Annotated in this window: 13 protein-coding genes; 7 read left to right on the top strand and 6 right to left on the bottom strand. The window is 73.1% G+C overall.

The window, feature by feature from the left end; translation table 11 throughout:
- Positions 1 to 124 precede the first annotated feature (124 nt).
- Positions 125 to 1,465 (bottom strand): type VII secretion integral membrane protein EccD, encoded by a 1,341-nt coding sequence (gene eccD, locus IEZ31_RS19330; RefSeq protein WP_190251290.1) that lies wholly within the window; start codon positions 1,463 to 1,465, stop codon positions 125 to 127.
- Between the two features lie 131 nt (positions 1,466 to 1,596).
- Between eccD and eccCa the strand changes: the two genes are divergently transcribed.
- Both eccCa and mycP read left to right on the top strand, forming a co-directional pair.
- Positions 1,597 to 5,613, top strand: a complete 4,017-nt coding sequence (eccCa, locus tag IEZ31_RS19325) for a type VII secretion protein EccCa (RefSeq protein WP_190251289.1) — start codon at positions 1,597 to 1,599, stop codon at positions 5,611 to 5,613.
- A 335-nt stretch (positions 5,614 to 5,948) separates the two neighbouring features.
- Positions 5,949 to 7,262, top strand: coding sequence for a type VII secretion-associated serine protease mycosin (gene mycP, locus IEZ31_RS19320; protein ID WP_190251345.1), 1,314 nt, complete (start codon positions 5,949 to 5,951; stop codon positions 7,260 to 7,262).
- 121 nt (positions 7,263 to 7,383) lie between these two features.
- On the opposite strand, the gene IEZ31_RS19315 is transcribed toward mycP, so the two are convergent.
- The 5 genes from IEZ31_RS19315 to IEZ31_RS59385 form a co-directional block, all read right to left on the bottom strand.
- Positions 7,384 to 8,568 carry a MarP family serine protease gene (locus IEZ31_RS19315; protein WP_268241675.1) on the bottom strand — a complete coding sequence of 395 codons (1,185 nt, stop codon included), beginning with the start codon at positions 8,566 to 8,568 and terminating at the stop codon, positions 7,384 to 7,386.
- Positions 8,569 to 8,572: 4 nt separating this feature from the next.
- Positions 8,573 to 9,244: an NUDIX hydrolase gene (locus IEZ31_RS19310; RefSeq protein ID WP_229835510.1), complete on the bottom strand. Its 672-nt coding sequence runs from the start codon at positions 9,242 to 9,244 to the stop codon at positions 8,573 to 8,575.
- Between the two features lie 22 nt (positions 9,245 to 9,266).
- Entirely contained in the window at positions 9,267 to 9,884 is a 618-nt protein-coding gene (locus tag IEZ31_RS19305; RefSeq protein ID WP_190251288.1) for a TlpA family protein disulfide reductase, read from the bottom strand.
- Entirely contained in the window at positions 9,881 to 10,564 is a 684-nt protein-coding gene (nth, locus tag IEZ31_RS19300; protein ID WP_190251342.1) for an endonuclease III, read from the bottom strand. Before nth ends, IEZ31_RS19305 begins: the two co-directional genes overlap by 4 nt.
- Positions 10,565 to 10,674: 110 nt before the next feature.
- The gene (locus IEZ31_RS59385; protein ID WP_373294634.1) at positions 10,675 to 11,880 is read right to left on the bottom strand and encodes a CapA family protein; all 1,206 of its coding nucleotides are present in this window, start codon (positions 11,878 to 11,880) and stop codon (positions 10,675 to 10,677) included.
- Between the two features lie 1,078 nt (positions 11,881 to 12,958).
- Here IEZ31_RS59385 and IEZ31_RS19290 point away from each other — a divergent pair.
- The 5 genes from IEZ31_RS19290 (at position 12,959) to IEZ31_RS19270 (ending at position 18,178) form a co-directional block, all read left to right on the top strand.
- The gene (locus IEZ31_RS19290) at positions 12,959 to 13,636 is read left to right on the top strand and encodes a Crp/Fnr family transcriptional regulator (RefSeq protein ID WP_190251286.1); all 678 of its coding nucleotides are present in this window, start codon (positions 12,959 to 12,961) and stop codon (positions 13,634 to 13,636) included.
- Positions 13,637 to 14,088: 452 nt separating this feature from the next.
- Positions 14,089 to 14,637: a TetR/AcrR family transcriptional regulator gene (locus IEZ31_RS19285; protein WP_229835538.1), complete on the top strand. Its 549-nt coding sequence runs from the start codon at positions 14,089 to 14,091 to the stop codon at positions 14,635 to 14,637.
- A 12-nt stretch (positions 14,638 to 14,649) separates the two neighbouring features.
- On the top strand, positions 14,650 to 15,444 hold the full coding sequence (locus IEZ31_RS19280; RefSeq protein WP_190251285.1) for a TIGR03084 family metal-binding protein: 795 nt from the start codon (positions 14,650 to 14,652) through the stop codon (positions 15,442 to 15,444).
- Positions 15,441 to 17,075: an acyclic terpene utilization AtuA family protein gene (locus IEZ31_RS19275; RefSeq protein ID WP_190251284.1), complete on the top strand. Its 1,635-nt coding sequence runs from the start codon at positions 15,441 to 15,443 to the stop codon at positions 17,073 to 17,075. Before IEZ31_RS19280 ends, IEZ31_RS19275 begins: the two co-directional genes overlap by 4 nt.
- Positions 17,075 to 18,178 (top strand): acyl-CoA dehydrogenase family protein, encoded by a 1,104-nt coding sequence (locus IEZ31_RS19270; RefSeq protein WP_229835535.1) that lies wholly within the window; start codon positions 17,075 to 17,077, stop codon positions 18,176 to 18,178. Before IEZ31_RS19275 ends, IEZ31_RS19270 begins: the two co-directional genes overlap by 1 nt.

Below are 18,178 nucleotides of genomic sequence, written 5' to 3'. Positions count from 1 at the left end.
TCCGGGCCCCTCGTTTCCGGGCGTTCGTTTCCGGGCGTTCGTTTCCGGCGCCTGGCCTTCCCTTCCGGTTCTGGGCCGGTTCCTGGTTGTTCTCTGTCCCTGAACCCTCCCCCTCCCGGTGCGGTCAGGACAGCAGCCCGTAGAGGCCGAGCACCGCGCAGGCCAGCGGCACCACGGACACGACGCAGAGGATGTCGAGCACGTCCGCGGCCCGGCTGACGTACGGCGACGGTTGCCTGACCGCCGCCCGCGTCCCCGCGACGACGATCACGAGCCCGGCCACCGCGACCCCCGCGGCGAACGTCAGCCCGCCGCCGAGCGGCCCCGGCCCGAACACGGCCAGCGCGACGAACCCGGCCAGCCCCGCACCGATCAGCGGTAATCGGTGCCGGACCGTCACGAACGTCCGCACCCGCAGGAGCATGGCGACGGCCACGACGCCGGCCAGGACCATCCCCGACACGTCACCGGACCGGGCCAGCACGAACGCCGCCCCGCCGGTCGCGACCGCCCATCCGATCAGCAGTCCGGCGAGCATCTCGTCGGCCCGGGCCACCGCGGCGAACACCCGCGCCCGCTCCGGCCCACCCGCGGCCCGCCCGCCGCTGGCCAGGTCGGCCGGCAGCGCGGCGATCGGAACGGGCAGCCTGCCGAGCCGGATGGCCAGCAGCGGCACCGCGGCGACCCCCGGGACGAGCACCGCCAGCACGACGGCGGCGCCCGCGGCGGGGCGGGTCAGCATCGCAAGCCCCGCCCCGGCGGTGCCGAGGACGCCGGCCGCCGCTCCCGCGGCGAAGAGTCTCAGGAAGTGCGCGGCCGCGATCGCTCCGGCGACCGCGGCCAGCAGCAGTGCGGCGCCGCCGACGAGCGCCCGCTCGGCGCCGGTGGCCCGGTCGGGCGTCGACAGCCAGCCGGCGACCGCCGCGAACGGCATCCCGTACGCGGCGACGACCGCGCCGACCTCCGCGTCGCCATACGCCCGGGACGCGAGCGCGCCCGCCAGGACGAGCACCACCGCCGCGACGGCGCCGACCGCGGGAACGCCGAAGCGCAGCGTCGCGAGCAGCGCGACGCTCAAGGCCACGCCGCCCGCCGCGAGCGCGGTGACCCTGGTCGCCGCCGGGCTCCACGGCGCGCCCTGCCGACGGGCGGCGGCCGTGATGGCCTCGACCATGTCGTCGAACTCGAGCTCGGGCCATCCGGTCCGGGCCGGCACGAGATGCAGGACGGTGCCGTCGCGGATGCCCTGCGTGGCCAGTCCCACGGCCGCCGAAAGGGTGGTGCCGTCGGCGCGGCGCAGCAGCCATCCGCCGTGCCGCTCCCCTTCGTCGGCGAGGCCGGGGCCCGCGTGTTGGAGCAGGTCGGGAAGCAGCTCGGCCAGCGGAACAGCATCGGGGAGCGTGACGTCGACGCGCCGGTGCGGGGCGTTGATCGTCACGCGGGCCAGGCCGGCCGCCGCGGTCATGGCCTAGAGGTACCACGCCGATCCGATCCGCGTCGTCCCGACCCCCATCTATCTCACGTCAAGTAGCCAAATCATCACCATCTGAGAACCGGGTCCAAAAACTGTCGGACCCGGCCCATAGAGTTCCCCGCGTGAACACGGTCGTCATCAATCGATCGCCACGGCGCCCCGCCCCGGAGATCCCGAGCGGCGAGCTGCCGGTGCCCGCGCCTCCGGAGGTCCCGCAGGCGCCGGCTTCGCGCTGGCAGCAGCTGATCCAGGTGGTGCCGATGCTCACCGGCACGATCGCGACGGCGTTCCTGTTCGCGGGCCGCGACGGCGGCACCTATGCATATGTGGTGGGCGCGATCTTCGGCTTCTCCACACTCGGCATGCTCCTGACCGGCGGCACCGGCGGGCCGCGCAAGTCCGAGATGACGGCCGCCCGCCGCGCCTACCTGCGACAGCTCGCCGCCCTGCGCGACCGCGTCCGCGAGACGGCGACGAAGCAGCGCACCGGCCTGCACTACCGCCATCCCGACCCGCACTCGCTGTGGTCCACAGTGGACAGCTATCGGCTGTGGGAGCGGCGCCCGTCCGACGGTGACTTCGCGGTCGTGCGCGTGGCGGCCGGCCCGCAGACCCTGGCCACGCCCCTGATCCCGCCGCCGGCCCGGCCGCCGGAGGAGCTGGAGCCGACGACCGCGGCCGCGCTGCGCCGGTTCCTCGATGCCTACTCGGTCGTGCCCGACCTGCCGGTGGCGATCTCGCTGCGCAGCTTCGCCCGGATCCACGTGCTCAACGTGGCCGTCGACCTGGTCGATCCGACGGGAGTGACGAGTTTTCAGGATCCGGGACGCGCTTTGGTGCGGGCGATGGTCGCGCAGCTCATCGCCTTCCACGCCGCCGAGGATCTCCTGATCGCGGTCTGTGCGGCGCCACGCCGGCGAGCGCAGTGGGAGTGGACGAAGTGGCTGCCCCACGCGCAGCACCCGGCCCGCACCGACGCGCTCGGGCCGGTCCGGCTGTTCGCGGAGTCCGCCAAGGAGCTGGAGGAGCGCCTCGACGACCTGCTCGGCAGCCGGGGCCGGTTCGACGGGGAGCCGAGCGGCGACCGCGCGGCCGGTCCGCACATCGTCGTCGTGCTCGACGGCGGCGACCTGTCCGGCAGTCGCCACCTCGTCACGCCGGGCGGGCTCGCCGGCGTGACGGTGATCGACCTCGACGGGCCGCCGCCGCGGCTGCTCGACCGTTCGGCGATCGTGCTGGAGCCGTCCGGCGGCCGGCTGACGACAGTTTCCGCCGACTCGGAGCCGGCCGACGTGCGGACCTCGGTCGGCGTGCCCGACCAGCTGGAGTTCGCCGAGGTGGAGGCGATCGCCCGCCGGCTCGCGCCGGTGCGGCTGGCGGCGCCGGCGGGCGACAAGGACAAGGCCGGCGCGCGCGACCTCAGCGCGACGGTCGACCTCGCCGAGCTGCTTGGCCTGGGCGACCCGCGGGCGTTCGACGTCGCCACCGCTTGGGCGCCGCGCCCGCACCGCGACCGCCTGCGGGTCACGATCGGCATCGGCCAGCAGGGACAGCCGGTCGACGTCGACCTCAAGGAGTCGGCGCAGGACGGCATGGGCCCGCACGGCCTGCTCATCGGCGCCACCGGCTCGGGCAAGTCCGAGCTGCTGCGCACGCTCGTGCTCGGGCTCGCCGCGACCCACTCGTCCGAGACGCTCAACTTCGTGCTGATCGACTTCAAGGGCGGGGCGACGTTCGCCCGGATGGACCGGCTGCCGCACGTGGCCGCGTTCATCACCAACCTGCGCAAGGAGCTGCCGCTCGTCGACCGGATGACCGACGCCATCAACGGCGAGGTCGTCCGCCGGCAGGAGGTGCTGCGGCGGGCGGGCGACTTCGACTCCGTCCTCGACTACGAGCGCGCCCGGGCCGGCGGCGCGGCCCTCGCCCCGCTCCCGACCCTGCTCATCGTCTGCGACGAGTTCAGCGAGCTGCTGGAGGCCAAGCCCGACTTCATCGACCTGTTCGTGCAGATCGGCCGGGTCGGCCGGTCGCTGGGCATGCACCTGCTGCTGGCCTCGCAGCGGCTCGAGGAGGGGCGGCTGCGCGGGCTCGACACCCACCTCTCATATCGGCTCGGCCTGCGCACGTTCTCGTCGCTGGAGTCGCGCACCGTGCTCGGCGTGCCCGATGCGTATGAGCTGCCGCGCACGCCCGGTCACGGCTACCTGAAGGCGGGCACCGAGCCGCTGACGCGCTTCAAGGCGGCATATGTGTCGGGGCGCCACCGCCGGGCCGGCGAGGCGTCCGCGCCGCTCAGCTCGGGCGGGGAGCTGCGCGTGCGGGAGTTCGGCACCCGGTTCGTCCCTCCCCCGCCGCAGGCGGTCGCCGACCCGCCGCCGGTCGAGGCGCCGGCGGGCGACAGCCTGCTCGACATCATCGTCGAGCGGCTGGCCGGCCGGGGCGCGCCGGCGCACCAGGTCTGGCTGCCGCCGCTGTCGGGCTCCGCGTCGCTCAACGAGCTGCTCGGGCCGCTGGTCGCCGACCCGGCGCGCGGGCTGACCGTCGCCGATCCGGACCTGCGGGGTTCGCTGCGGGTGCCGGTCGCGCTCGTGGACAAGCCGCTGGAGCAGCGCCGCGACGTGCTGTGGATGCACCTCGACAGCGCCGACGGGCACGTCGCCGTCGTCGGCGGCACGCAGAGCGGCAAGTCGGTCGCCCTGCGCACGCTGATCGCCGGGCTGGCGCTGACCCATACGCCGACCGAGGTCCAGGTGTATTGCCTGGACTTCGGCGGCGGCCAGCTCGCCGGGCTGCGCGGGCTCCCCCACGTCGGCGGGGTGGCCGGCCGCCTGGACGCGACCGCGGTCCGGCGCACGGTCGGCGAGGTGGCGACGCTGCTGGCCGACCGGGAGCGACGCTTCGCAGGCGAGGGCATCGACAGCGTGGCGACCTACCGACGGCGCCGCGCCGCCGCCGCGGCCCGCGGTGCCGTCGACAACGCTTCGGCCGTGGACCCGTGGGGCGACGTGTTCCTGGTGGTCGACGGGTGGGCGACGGTCCACGGGGAGTACGAGGACCTGGAGGGTGTCATCACGGACATCGCGACACGCGGGCTCTCCTACGGAATTCATGTGGCCGCCTCGGCGTCGAGATGGATGGACTTCCGGCCGGCGCTGCGCGACCTGCTGGGCTCCCGGCTGGAGCTGCGGCTCGGCGACGAGATCGACTCGACGGTGTCCCGCAAGGCCGCGGCCAACGTCCCGAAGGGCACACCCGGCCGGGGCATCACGCAGGAGGGCCTGCACCTGCTGGTCGCCCAGCCCCGGCTGGCGAGCGGCGACACGCCGGGGCTCGTCAGCGCGGTCGCCGACGCCTGGGCCGGCGCCCGGGCACCGCGGGTGCGTCTCCTGCCGGCGCGCGTGCCGTTCGCGACGATCGCCGAGGACGCCGACCCGGCGAACCGGATGGCGCTGCCGATCGGCATCGCAGAGAGCGACCTGCGGCCGGTCCGCGTCGACTTCGCCGCCGAGCCACACTTCGTGGTGTTCGGCGACGCCGAGTCGGGCAAGTCGACCGTGCTGCGCGGCCTCGCCACCTCGATCAGCGCCCGGTTCGCGCCCGAGGAGGCGCGGATCGTGCTCGTGGACTACCGTCGCAGCCTGCTCGGCGCGATCGAGACCGAGCACCTGATCGGCTACGGCACCGGGGCAGCGCAGACCGAGGACCTCATCGCCTCGGTCGCCGACTACATGGAGCGCCGCCTGCCCGGCCCCGACGTCACCCAGGACCAGCTCCGCACCCGCGGCTGGTGGACCGGCGCGGAGTGCTTCGTGCTGGTGGACGACTACGACCTGGTGGCCACCGGCTCGTCGAACCCGCTGCAACCGCTGCTGCCGTACCTGGCCCAGGCCCGCGACATCGGCCTGCACCTGATCCTGACCCGGCGCACGGGCGGCGCCTCCCGGGCGCTGTATGAGCCCATCCTCCAGCGCCTCCGCGAACTCTCGTCGGCCGGCCTCCAACTCTCCGGCGATCCCGACGAGGGCACCCTGCTCGGCGCCGTCCGCCCGGGACCGCTACCTCCGGGGCGGGGTTGGCTCACCACCCGCCGCGCCCCGGCCCGCCTCATCCAGGTGGCGAGCCCTCCGTCCACGTAGCCCGCGACGCGCGGACCTGCCACGCCGACAGGCACGAACGCGAGAACGGACGTACGGACGGAGACGTGCGGACGGAGACGTGCGGACGGAGACGTGCGGACGGAGACGTGCGGACGGAGACGGGCGCGAGCACGGCGCACGGAGGGAGGGACGCGGGGACAAGCGCGGCGCGACGACGGGCGGCGCAGGAGCACGAACGCGCGGCGCGGGATCAGCGCGGCGCGAGCGCGAACGCCAGGGACAGCGTGGCGTGAGGGTTGGTGGTGCTGGGTGGGTGTGCTCGAAACGGCGAGGTGGGGGGAAGCGGACTGACAAGGGGGGCCGTACGGGACAGAATGGTCGGCATCGTGCCTGCCGCCCTCGTCCGCGCCGCCGTTCGGGTCCTTGTTGTTGGGCTGTCGGCGGCGTTGAGCTGTGCGGTGATCGTGCTCGGTGGGGGGACCGCGGCCGGTGCGGATCAGGTGCGGCGGGAGCAGTGGCAGCTCAGTGCGCTCGATGTGCGGGACGCCTGGAAGTTGTCGACCGGGAAGGGTGTCGTCGTCGCGGTCGTTGACAGCGGGGTCGATGCGCAGCATCCGGATCTTGTCGGGCAGGTGTTGCCCGGCATTGACCTTGTTGGCGACCCGGAACGGTCCGAGGCCGGCGCCGGGGTTGTGCAAACCGATCCGGTTGGGCATGGGACCACCGTCGCCGGGTTGATCGCCGGGAGTGACGACGACAGCGCCGGGGTTGTCGGGATTGCGCCCGGGGCCAAGATTTTGCCGGTTCGGGTGCTCGATCAGCTGAACAAGTACGACGATCCCGAGGTCGTGGCCGCCGGGATTCGGTGGGCGGTCGAGCATGGGGCCGGCGTCATCAACCTCTCGCTCGGGGGTGCGCTGCGCAGTGAGGCGATCGCGGCGGCGTTACGGTACGCGGCGGCGGCCGATGTCGTTGTCGTTGCCTGCACCGGGAACATCGCCACCGACCCCTCCGTGCATCAGGTCTGGTACCCGGCCCGGGAGCCCGGGGTGGTCGCCGTCGCCGGGCTCAACCGGTCGGCTGCGGGAGGCTCCATCAAGTCGACCGGGGACGCACTGTGGGCCGGGTCGCTCACGGGGCCCGAGACCGTGCTCACCGCGCCCGCGGACCGGTTGACCGGGGCGCGGCCGGGTGGTGGGTACTGGGAGGTGCAGGGCACCAGCTTCGCCGCGCCGCTCGTGGCCGGGGTGGCCTCGTTGATTCGTGCGCGGTACCCGGAGATGAGTGCGGCCAACGTCATCAACCGGATGATCGAGACCGCTCGGGATCTTGGGCCCGTGGGGCGCGACGACCGGTTCGGGTTCGGGGAGGTTGATCCGGTCGCGGCCTTGCGGGAGCGGGTGCCCGAGGTGGCGGCGAACCCGCTGGCCACGGTGCCGCCGCGGCCCGGGCCGTCGGGCGGGCGGGTGCCGGTGGCCAGCGCGAGTGCGGCACCGCGGGAGGGTGGGGCGGCGCCGATGCCCGAGGCGGAGACGAGCGTGGCGCTCGTGGAGCCGGTGGCGGATGGGCGGCGGCTCGGGTCCAGCGTCGCGGTCGGGATGGCGGCGACCATTCTGATCATGGTCGGCGGGGCCGCCGGGGTGCTGCTGCACCACCGGCGACGGCACCGTGGGCGATCAACCTTCTAGATCAAGAGCCGTCCCGCCCGCTCACAGCGAACCCGCCCACCACGGCCCGTCAGCCGGACACCGCAAGCAACGGTCACAGCGAGCAACCAGCACCGCGAGCAACCAGCACCGCGAGCAGCGGTCAGGCGCACTTGCCCGTGCTTGTCGGGTCGTTGTGGGTCTTGCCCGCCTCAGCCACCACCGCGGCCTCGTCGGCCGTCACCGCGAAGCCCGTCTGCGGGTCGTCCGCCGCGGCGGCGAAGATGATGCCCAGGACCTGGCCGTCCGTGGCCACCAGGGGGCCGCCCGAGTTGCCGCTGCGGACCCAGGCGCGGATGGTGTAGATCTCCCGCGTCACCTTGCCGTCCTCGTAGATGTCCGGGCCGGTGATGTCGCGGTGGTCGCGGATGCGGGCGGACTGGGCGTCGTACGGGCCGTCGAGCGGGTAGCCGATCACGATCGCGTCCGCGTTCGTCTCGGCCTTCTTCGTGGCGAAGGGCATGACCGGGGCGTTGAGATCCTTCACGTACAGGACGGCCAGGTCGCGCTCCGGGTCGTAGGCCACGACCACGGCCTTCTTCTGCGAGCCGTTGACCTCCACGCTCACGCTCTTGGTGCCGGCCACCACGTGGGCGTTGGTCATCACGCGGTTCGGCGCGTAGACGAAGCCGGAGCCCTCGATGCGGCGGGAGCAGCTCGGGGCCGTGCCGAGGACCTTCACGACCGACTTCTTCGAGTTCTTGACGACCTCCGAACCGGCCAGCTTCGGGTCGGGCGGCGAGACCTCCTTGACCCGGGTGGGCGAGAGGCCGTCGAAGACGTCGGGGAAGCCGCGGGTGTCGACGGTGTCGCGCAGCGCCTGGGAGAGGGCGTCGGCCTGGGCCGGCATCGCGTCGTCGACGACGTTCAGGATGATCGAGTTGCTGACCGCGCGGGCCAGCCAGGGGAGCGATGAGGCGCTCAGCGGGGTGGCGACCAGCCAGACGACGGCCAGCACCGCGACGACGGAGACGACGGCGCCGCCGGCGTTGTCGACGGCCTGGGCCTTGCGGTTGACGATCGCGCTGCGCAGCCGGTTGCCCACGAAGCTCGCGAGCGCCTGGCCGGCCACGGCGAGGCCGAACACGCAGGACAACGAGATGACGACCCGGACCGGGTCGCCCTCGAACTGGTCGGCGATCAGCGGACCCAACTGCAGGCCGAGCAGGGCACCGCCGAAGAAGCCGATGAATGACAGCAGACCAACGAGGAACCCCTGGCGGTAGCCGTTGATGGCGAACATCACCACGAGGAGCAGGAGGACGATATCGATCACGCTGCCAAACACGCCTTCAGGGTACGGGTGCGGCACCAGGTGCCGGCAGTTCCTCGACTCGGCCGGTCGGCCAGTCCACCGCCCAACCACCGAGTTCCAGCAGCGTAGACAGCACGCCGGCGGTGAAACCCCACACCAACATGTCGTGTATCCGAAATGCCGGGCCGATCCACCCGCTGGGGTGCCGCAGCCGCAGGCGGTGCGCCGGGTCGGCCAGGTCGCGGATCGGCAGGCGCTCGACGCGGGCGACCTCGGCCGGGTCGGCGGGGCCGACCGGGTGCGGCGCGCGCCACCAGGCGAGCACGGGCGTGACCAGGAAGTTACTCACCGGGATCCACAGCGTCGGCAGGGTCGCGACGACCTCGACCGTGCTCGGGTCGAGCCCGACCTCCTCCTCCGCCTCGCGGAGCGCGCACGCGATCGTGTCGGCGTCGCCGGGGTCGACGGCGCCGCCCGGAAACGCCGGCTGCCCGGCGTGGTTGCGCATCGTCGCCGCGCGCTGCAGGACGAGCACGTCGGGGCCGGATGCGGGCTGCTCACCGAAGAGAATGAGCACGGCGCTCTGCCGCCGGCCCTCGCCGTCGGGCGTCGGCAGCCGGGTGAAGTCGGCCGCCTCCGTGTCGTGCAACCGGCTGAGCAGGGGTTCGAACCAGGCGGGCAGGCCCGCGGGCGTTCCGGGATCGGTCACAGGGCCTCCCGCACCATTTTGATCATGACGGTACCGCCACGCCGAGATACTGCTGGGTGAGCTCACGCAGCTCGGCCTCGTCGAGCGCGGGCCCCTGGTACGCGTGCGCGATGCGCCCGTCGGCGGTGACGAAGAGGGTCACCGGCAGGTTGATCAGGGCCTTGCCGACGAGCGGGCTGACGGCGACGGCGAAATGCTGGTCCGGGTCCTCCAGCATCGGGAAGGTCAGCTGCTGCCGCTCGATCACCGACTTGGCCCACTCGTGGCGGTCCTTGGTGACGATGCCGACGACCCGCACCTTGCCCGCGCCGACGGTCGCGACCCGCTGGACGGCCGGCAGCTCGGTCTTGCACGGCTCGCACCACGACGCCCACAGGTTGACGATCGTGGGAGCGCCGCCGAGGTCGGAGACCGGGGTCCAGCGGCCGCCCTCGAAGCACTGCAGCGCCATCGCGGGCAGCGCCGGGCCCTTCGACGGGGCGGCGGAGGCGGCCGGCGACGCGGCCGGCTCGATGCAGCGCGGCCCCGACGGCACGGCGGTCGGCGCCGGGTCCGGCGATGGGGTCGCCGCCGTGCAGCCGGCCAGCGCGAGGAGTGCGGCCACCAGCAGTACCGTGGCCGCGGCGGGACGACGGGTCACGAGGCCAGCGCCAGTTCGGCCAGCTCGTGGGCGCGCGGGCCCTTGAGCAGCGAGATCGCCGTCTCGAGGTCGGTCGGGCCGATGCCGTACGACGGGCAGTCCCTCCGCAGGGTGCAGGCGCCGCAGGCGGGCTTGCGGGCGTGGCACACCCGGCGGCCGTGGAAGATCACGCGGTGGGAGAGCATCGTCCAGTCGCGCGGCTCGATGAGCGCGGCGACGGCGAACTCGATCTTCACCGCGTCGCTCTCCGTGGTCCACGCCCACCGCTGGGTCAGCCGCGCGAAGTGGGTGTCGACGGTGATGCCCGGGACGTCGAACGCGTTGCCGAGGATGACGTTGGCGGTCTTGCGCCCGATGCCGGGCAGCGCGACGAGCTCGGTGAGGGTCCCCGGCACCTCCCCGTCGTGCTGCTCGACGAGGGCCCGACCCAGCCGGATCAGTGAGTCGGTCTTGTTCCGGAAGAATCCGGTCGGCCGGATGAGCTCCTCCATCTCCATCCGGTCGGCGCCGGCGTATGCGGCCGCGTCCGGATAGCGGGCGAACAGCTTCGGCGTCACCTGGTTGACCCGCTCGTCCGTGCACTGGGCCGAAAGGATGGTCGCGACGGCCAGCTCGAGCGGCGTGGTGTAGTCAAGCTCGCAGTGCGCGTCGGGATGGATCGCGGCGAGCGCGCGCCCCATGCGTCGCGCCCGCCGCTTCAGTCCCAGCGCTGTCTCGGTCACGCACCGACAATACGTCGGGGCGCAGGCGGGCCCGATCGAGCGACCCGCCGTCCGCGCCGTGCCGATGGCTATCCGGCCGCCGGCGGTGTGATCGTGCCGTCGGCCGCGATCTTCGGGCCGGTGGTCGGAAAGTCCTGTTTGGTGAGGTTCGAGACCATCGGGATGGCCTGCTTCTTCGGGTCGGGCTTCGGCAGACCTGGGGCGACCATGTACGTCGCGGTGAGCGAGCCGCTCTTCCACGTGCCGTCGCCCGCGAGCTGCACCTTCAGCACGCCGCCGACGCCGACCACGCCGTTGTAGCTCAGGGCGCGGTAGCCGGCGAAGTTGCCCAGGCTGTAGGCGATCAGCCGGCCCTTGTAGAACTCCATCGCGCGCATGACGTGCGGGCCGTGGCCGACGACCAGGTCGGCGCCGGCGTCGATGACCGTGTGGGCGAACGCGATCGTGTCGCAGCGGTTCTCGCCCAGGAAGTACTCCGTGCCCGGTTTCGTGCGGGTCTTGTCGGAGCCCTCGGCGCCCTGGTGGACCTGCACCACGACGAGGTCGGCCTGCCCGGCCGCCTCCTTGATGATCTTGCTCGCGCCGTCGAGGTCGCTGCAGAGGTTCGACCACTTGTAGGACGAGAAGCCCACGACGGCGATCTTGACGCCCTTGACCTCGGCGATCGAGATCATGCCCGGCCAGCCGGTGTACTTGATGCTGGCCCCGTCGAGCGCCTTCTGCGAGTTCTTGTACCCCTGCTCGCCGAAGTCGTAGGCGTGGTTGTTCGCCATCGTCATCATCATGAACCCGGCGTCCTTGAGGTTGTTCACGTACGACGGGGGCGTCCGGAAGGCGAAACAGGTCTTGCCGGCCGACTCGGCCGAGCACTTCCCGACGCCGGTGTCGTCGGTCAGCGTCTGCTCCAGGTTGCCCATCTGGAAGTCGGCGACGAGGAACTCCTTGACCGGGTCGAAGAAGCCCTTGCCCCCGTTCGGCGGCAGGCCGTTGGGGGCCATGCCCATGACGATGTCGCCGGTGGCGGTCATCGTGATGCCCTCGGCCGGCCCGGGCACGCCCTGCGCGGCCGGCGATCCGTTCGGCGAGCCGGAGGCCCCGGCCGCCTGCTGCTGGCGGGACGGGGAGCTGGCGGTCGGCTTCGGGTCCCCGTCGCCGCCGAGCAGCGTCGCGGCGCCGGCCGTGCCCGCGCCCACCACGAGCACGGCGATCACGCCGATGAGGATGGCGGTCCGGCGGCGGCCGCCCCGGCCCTCGGGCGGGGGCTCGCCGGGCAGGGGCAGCTTGCGGCGGCCGGCTCGTTCCTCGGGCTGGTAGGCCTGGGCCGCATACAGGTCCTCGGGCCGCGCCGGGCCGGGAATGGGGTCGCGAGAGCCGCCGTACAGCGGGCCGGACGCGTCGGCGCCGCGCTGACCGAAGACCGAGCCGGTGGCGTCGCGGCCGCCGTAGGGGCCGGTGGCGTCGTCGCGGCCGTAGAGCGGGCCGGTGGCGTCGCCGCGACCGTACACGGGGCCGGTCGAGTCGCCGCGACCGTAGACGGGGCCGGTCGCATCGCCTCGTCCGGAGGCGGGGCCGTGCGGCTCGAAGCCGCCACGGGCCGAAGCGGGTCCGGTGGGCTCGAAGCCGCCGCGGCCGAAGCCCGGACCGGCCGGCGGTTCCGCACCGAACCCTCCGCCGAACGCCGGACCGCTGGACGCGCGCCCGCCGAACGCCGGGCCGTCCGGTGGCGGCGCGCCCGGACCACCCGACGCGGGGCCGCCAAACGCCGGACCACCCGACGCCGGGCCGCCGAACGACGGGCCGCCAAAGGCTGGGCCGCCTGGAGGTTGGGTCGGCGGCACGGGTGCGCCGCCGTACACCGGGCCGGTGGCGTCGCGCGGGACGCTGCCGAACGAGCCGGTGCCGCCCACCCGGGCCCGGCCCGAGGACGCGCGGCCCGGCGGCGGACCGGCCGGCGGTGCGCCGAACGAGCCGGTGGGCTCGGCCGGCGGTGGCGGAGGAGAATAGGAAGGGGGCCGGGCGTAACCCTGAGCGTCCCGGGCCGGTTGATCCGGTGACGGGGTGCCCGAGCCGGTCCGGTCGTCGCGGTCGGCCGGTTCGTCCGGCCAGCGCGACGGGCCGCCGTATACCGTCATGCGATCTCTCCACCCCAACGCGGTCGGCATCACCGTGCCCCGGCAACATATCGCACCTCCGCGACTTCGTTGCCGGCCGAATCCGGAATGGGGCTTGCGCAGGTCGCAGGGTACTGTCAGCATCCCGCCCGACGCTCATCGAACGCCCCTGTGTGCATAAACTGGCGTTCGCGCGATCGCTCAAGAGCGGGCGGAGCGCCGACGATGCGAGGTGGATGCGATGGATGAGGTACTGGCACGGAGCGGCATCTTCCAAGGGGTCGAGCCCGAGGCCGCGGAATCCCTCGCCAAAGAGATGGAAACGATCGACCTCCGCAAGGGCGAGATCGTGTTCAGCGAGGGCGAGCCGGGTGACAGCCTGTACATCGTGCTGTCCGGCAAGATCAAGGTTGGCCGCCGCGCTGCCGACGGGCGGCAGAACCTCATCGCTGTGATGGGGCCCAGCGACATGGTCGGCGAGCTGTCGCTGTTCGACCCCGGTCCGCGCACGGCCACGGCCACGGCCGTGCTGGACACGCGCCTGGCCCGGCTGCGCAAGCAGGCCCTGCGTCCCTGGCTGACCAACCGCCCGGAGATCGCCGAGCAGCTGCTGCGCGTGCTGGCCCGCCGCCTGCGCCGCACCAACGACTCGCTGGCCGACCTGATCTTCACCGACGTCCCCGGCCGTGTCGCCAAGACGCTGCTGCAGATGGCGGGCCGGTTCGGCACCCGCGACGGCGGCGTGCTGCGGGTCAACCACGACCTGACCCAGGAGGAGATGGCCCAGCTCGTCGGCGCGTCGCGCGAGACGGTCAACAAGGCCCTCGCCGACTTCGCCTCGCGCGGCTGGCTCCGCCTCGACGGCAAGAGCGTGATCATCATGGACCCCGAGCGCCTGGCCCGCCGCGCCCGAGTCTGAACCGCCGGAAAAGAACCACCGGAAAAGAACCACCGAAGACCGCGAGAAAAGAACCCCCGAGACACCCCTGAGCTGCTCCTGGACAAGGACAGCTCAGTCCACGAGCGAAAAAATCAGTCTTGACTGTTTGTTTCTGAAGGGCGCAAGCTGGCGTGGTGGCAGCGGAGCGGGGATCGGCAACGGGGCCGCGGGTGGTCGAGGTGACCACGGCACGCGGACCGGAAGAGCACCGCGGCGGCAGGAGGTTGAGCGGCACGATCACCGGCCGCGGATCAGACGGGGACGGCGGCGCGACAGGTCGCCGGGCGAGCGCAACCCCCGAGCCGGACGCACCGCACAGCCGGCACACGAGCGCCCCCACGGCCGTCAAGGACGCGCCGCACGGCCGGCAGCCCAGCGCCGCCGCCGGGCGGGAGCCGCAGCAGGATCGCAGCCGGGCCACGCAGCAGCGGCTGCTGGAGGCGACCGTCGACTGCCTGTACCGCTACGGATGGTCCGGCGCCACCACCACCGTCATCGCCGAGCGGGCGGGCGTCTCCCGCGGCGCCCAGCTGCACCACTACCCCACCCGGGCCGCCCTCGTGCTCGCCGCCGTCCAGCATCTCGCCGAGCGGCGGGCGGAGGAGATCCGGGCCGAGGCCGCCAACCTCGCGGCCGGACTCGACCGGACCGAGCGGGTCGACCAGGTCATCGACCTGCTCGCCGCCGCGTTCACCGGGCCCCTGTTCGTCGCGGCGCTCGAGGTCTGGGTCGCCGCGCGCACCGATCCGGAGTTGCGCGACGCGCTGGTACCCCTGGAAGCCCGCGTCGGCCGCGAGATGCACCGCCTGACCGTGGACGTGCTCGGCGCCGACGAGTCGAAGCCCGGCGTCCGCGAGGCGGTCCAGGCGACCCTCGATCTCCTTCGCGGGCTCGGCGTCGCCAACCTGCTCACCGACGACACCCCGCGACGCAACCAGCTCCTCGCCGCCTGGAAGCAGCAGCTCGCAACCCACCTGTAAGGGACAACGCCGATGGCAACGCTGCCCGAAGTGCTCGCCGACCTCGACGCGGAGTCGGCCGCGCTCGACCGCCTGGTCAGCGCGCTGCCGGTCGAGGACTGGAGCCGGCCGACCCCGGCCCCCGGCTGGACCGTCGCCCACCAGATCTCGCACCTGCACTGGACCGACTCGGTCGCCACGCTCGCCGCCACCGGCCCCGAGGCGTTCCTGCGGAAACTGGGCGCGGTCGACGACCCGTACCACCTGGTGGACCACGCCGCCGCCGAAGGCCTCGCGCCGCCGGCCGAGCTGCTGGCGAAGTGGCGGCGAGGCCGGGCGGAGCTGGCGAAGGCGCTGATCGACGTTCCCGAGGGGCGGAAGCTGCCCTGGTTCGGCACCGCCATGTCGCCGCTGTCCAGCGCCACCGGCCGAATGATGGAGACCTGGGCGCACGGCCGGGACGTCGCCGAGACGCTCGACGGTCCGACGGCCGAGGAGCACCTGCGACCCACGGCGAGGCTGCGACACGTGGCGTACCTGGGGTACCGCACCATCGCCCACAGCTTCGCCATGCACGGCCGCGCGGAGCCGACGCAGCCGTTCCGCGTCGAACTGTCCACGGCGGACGGCGAGCTGTGGACCTTCGGCCCCGAGGACGCGCCGAACCGGGTCACCGGCCCGGTGCTCGACTTCTGCCTGCTCGTCACCCAGCGGCGCAACCCGGTCGACCTCGCCCTGCAGGTCACCGGCGACGAGGCCGGCGAGTGGACCACGGTCGCCCAGGCGTTCGCCGGCCCGCCGGGAGCGAAGCGAGAGCCGAAGCGATGATCAGGATCGGCAACGCCTCCGGCTTCTACGGCGACCGCGCCACCGCCTGGCAGGAGATGCTCGACGGCGGCGACCTCGACGTCCTCACCGGCGACTACCTCGCCGAGCTGACCATGCTCATCCTCGGCCGCGACCGCATGAAGGACCCGTCGACCGGCTACGCCAAGACGTTCCTCCGCCAGCTGGAGGGCATCCTCGCCAAAGCCCTCGACAAGGGCACCAAGATCGTCACCAACGCCGGCGGTCTCAACCCCGCGGGCCTCGCCGCGGCGATCGGCAAGATCGCGGGTGCGGAGCAGGTCAAGGTCGCCTACGTGACCGGCGACCAGGTTGACGACCCGACCGCCCTCACCGCCAACGCCTACCTGGGCGCGTTCGGCATCGCCGAGTGCCTCCGTGCCGGCGCCGACATCGTCGTCACCGGCCGGGTCACGGACGCCAGCCTCGTCGTCGGCCCCGCCATCGCCCACTACGGCTGGACGCACGCCGACCTCGACGCCCTCGCGGGCGCCACCGTCGCCGGCCACATCCTCGAGTGCGGCGCGCAGGCGACCGGCGGCAACTTCGCCTTCTTCACCGAGCTGCCCGACGGCGGCCGCCGCCCCGGCTTCCCCATCGCCGAGCTGCACCCCGACGGCAGCGCCGTGATCACCAAGCACCCCGGCACCGGCGGCGCGGTCACCGTGGAGACCGTCACCGCCCAGTTGCTCTACGAGATCGGCGCACCGCAGTACCTCGGCCCCGACGTCGTCGCGCACTTCGACACCATCCGGCTCAGCCAGGAGGGCCCCGACCGGGTGCTCGTCGGCGGCGTGACGGGCACACCGCCGCCGCCCACGCTGAAGGTCGGCACCAACCGGCTCGGCGGCTTCCGCAACAGCATGACGTTCGTGCTCTGCGGCCTGCAGATCGAGGAGAAGGCCGCCCTGGTGCGCGCCCAGCTGGAGGACGCGATCGGCCCCGACGGCCTGGAGTTCGTCCTGGCGCGCACCGACCACCCCGACGCCGAGGACGAGCAGGCGGCGAGCGCGCTGCTGGCGGTACACCTGAAAGCGCCGGATCAGAAGCGGGCCGGACGCGCGTTCTCCCAGGCGGCGGTGGAGCTGGCGCTGGCGTCCTACCCCGGCCTGACGCTGACCGCCCCGCCCGGCGACGCCACGCCCTTCGGCTTCTTTGCTCATCATCCGGTACCCCAGGAGGCCGTCGAACACGTGGCGGTCCTGCCCGACGGCACGCGCCGCCGCATCGCGCCGCCGCCGACGACGGCCGAGCCGACGACCACCCAGACGCCGGAGCGGCCGCGAGGCGCAGCCCCGACCACGAAACAGCCGTTCGGGACGCGGTTCGGCGCCCGGTCGGGCGACAAGGGCGGCGACGCCAACCTCGGCGTCTGGGCCCGCGACGACGACGGCTTTGCCTGGCTGCGCGGCTTCGGCACCGCCGAGCTCACAGCGCTGCTGCCGGAGACCCGCGACCTGGAGATCGAGCGGTACGAGCTGGCCAACCTGCGCGCGGTGAACTTCGTGATCCGCGGCATCCTCGGCCAGGGCGTCGCGGCGAGCACCCGCTTCGACCCCCAGGGCAAGGCGCTCGGCGAGTGGCTGCGATCCAGGGTGGTCGACCTTCCGTGATCGACGAATTCCAGACCGAGGAGCGGCGGCGGCTGCGCGAGCTGACCCGTGCGTTCGTGACCCGCGAGGTGCTGCCGCACCTCAACGCCTGGGAGGACGCCGGCGAGGTGCCCCGCGCGCTGCACCGCACGGCGGCCGAGCTGGGACTGCTCGGCGTCGGCTTCCCGGAGGAGGTCGGCGGCTCCGGCGGCGACCTGATCGACACCATCGTCGTCACCGAGGAGCTGATTCAGGCCGGCGGCTCGTCCGGCCTGGTCGCCGCGCTGTTCACGCACGGCATCGCGCTGCCACACATCGTCGCCCACGGCGACCGGGAGCTGATCGAGCGGTACGTGATGCCCACCCTCGCCGGCGAGAAGATCGGCTGCCTGGCGATCACCGAGCCGGACGGCGGCTCCGACGTCGCCGGCATCCGGACGAGCGCGCAACCCGACGGCGACCACTACCTGGTCAACGGCGCCAAGACGTACATCACCAGCGGCACCCGCGCCGACTTCGCGACGACCGCCGTGCAGACGCCGGATGGGTTCGCCCTGCTGGTCACCGAGGGGTTCACCGTCACCCGAAGGTTGGACAAGATGGGCTGGCGCTGCTCGGACACGGCCGAGCTGTCCTTCGTGGACGTTCGCGTCCCGGCACACCACAGGGTCGGCGGGTTCGCCGAGCTGATGACCCACTTCGCCACCGAGCGGATCTCGTTGGCGGTACAGGCGTACGCGACCGCGCAGCGCTGCCTCGACCTGACGCTGGCCTGGGTGCGCAACCGGCACACGTTCGGCCGGCCGCTCGCCGGCCGGCAGCTCGTGCGGCACCGGCTGGCCGAGATGGCCCGGCAGGTCGACGCCGCCCGCGCCTACGTCCGGCACGTGGCGCTGCGTGTCGCAAGCGGCGAGCGACTCGTTACGGAGGTGGCGATGGCGAAGAACACCGCCGTCCTGGCCTGCGACCACGTCGTCGACCAGGCCGTGCAGCTGCACGGTGGCCTCGGCTACATGCGGGACGCCGAGGTCGAGCGCCACTACCGAGACGCCCGCATCCTGGGCATCGGGGGCGGGACCACGGAGATCATGAACGAGATCATCGCGAAGCAGTTGGGGGTCTGA

It is taken from the genome of Dactylosporangium sucinum (assembly GCF_014647515.1).
Taxonomy (GTDB): Bacteria; Actinomycetota; Actinomycetes; order Mycobacteriales; family Micromonosporaceae; genus Dactylosporangium; species Dactylosporangium sucinum.
Note: the sequence above shows the minus strand (reverse complement) of the source record. Positions and strands in the feature narration are given on the sequence as shown.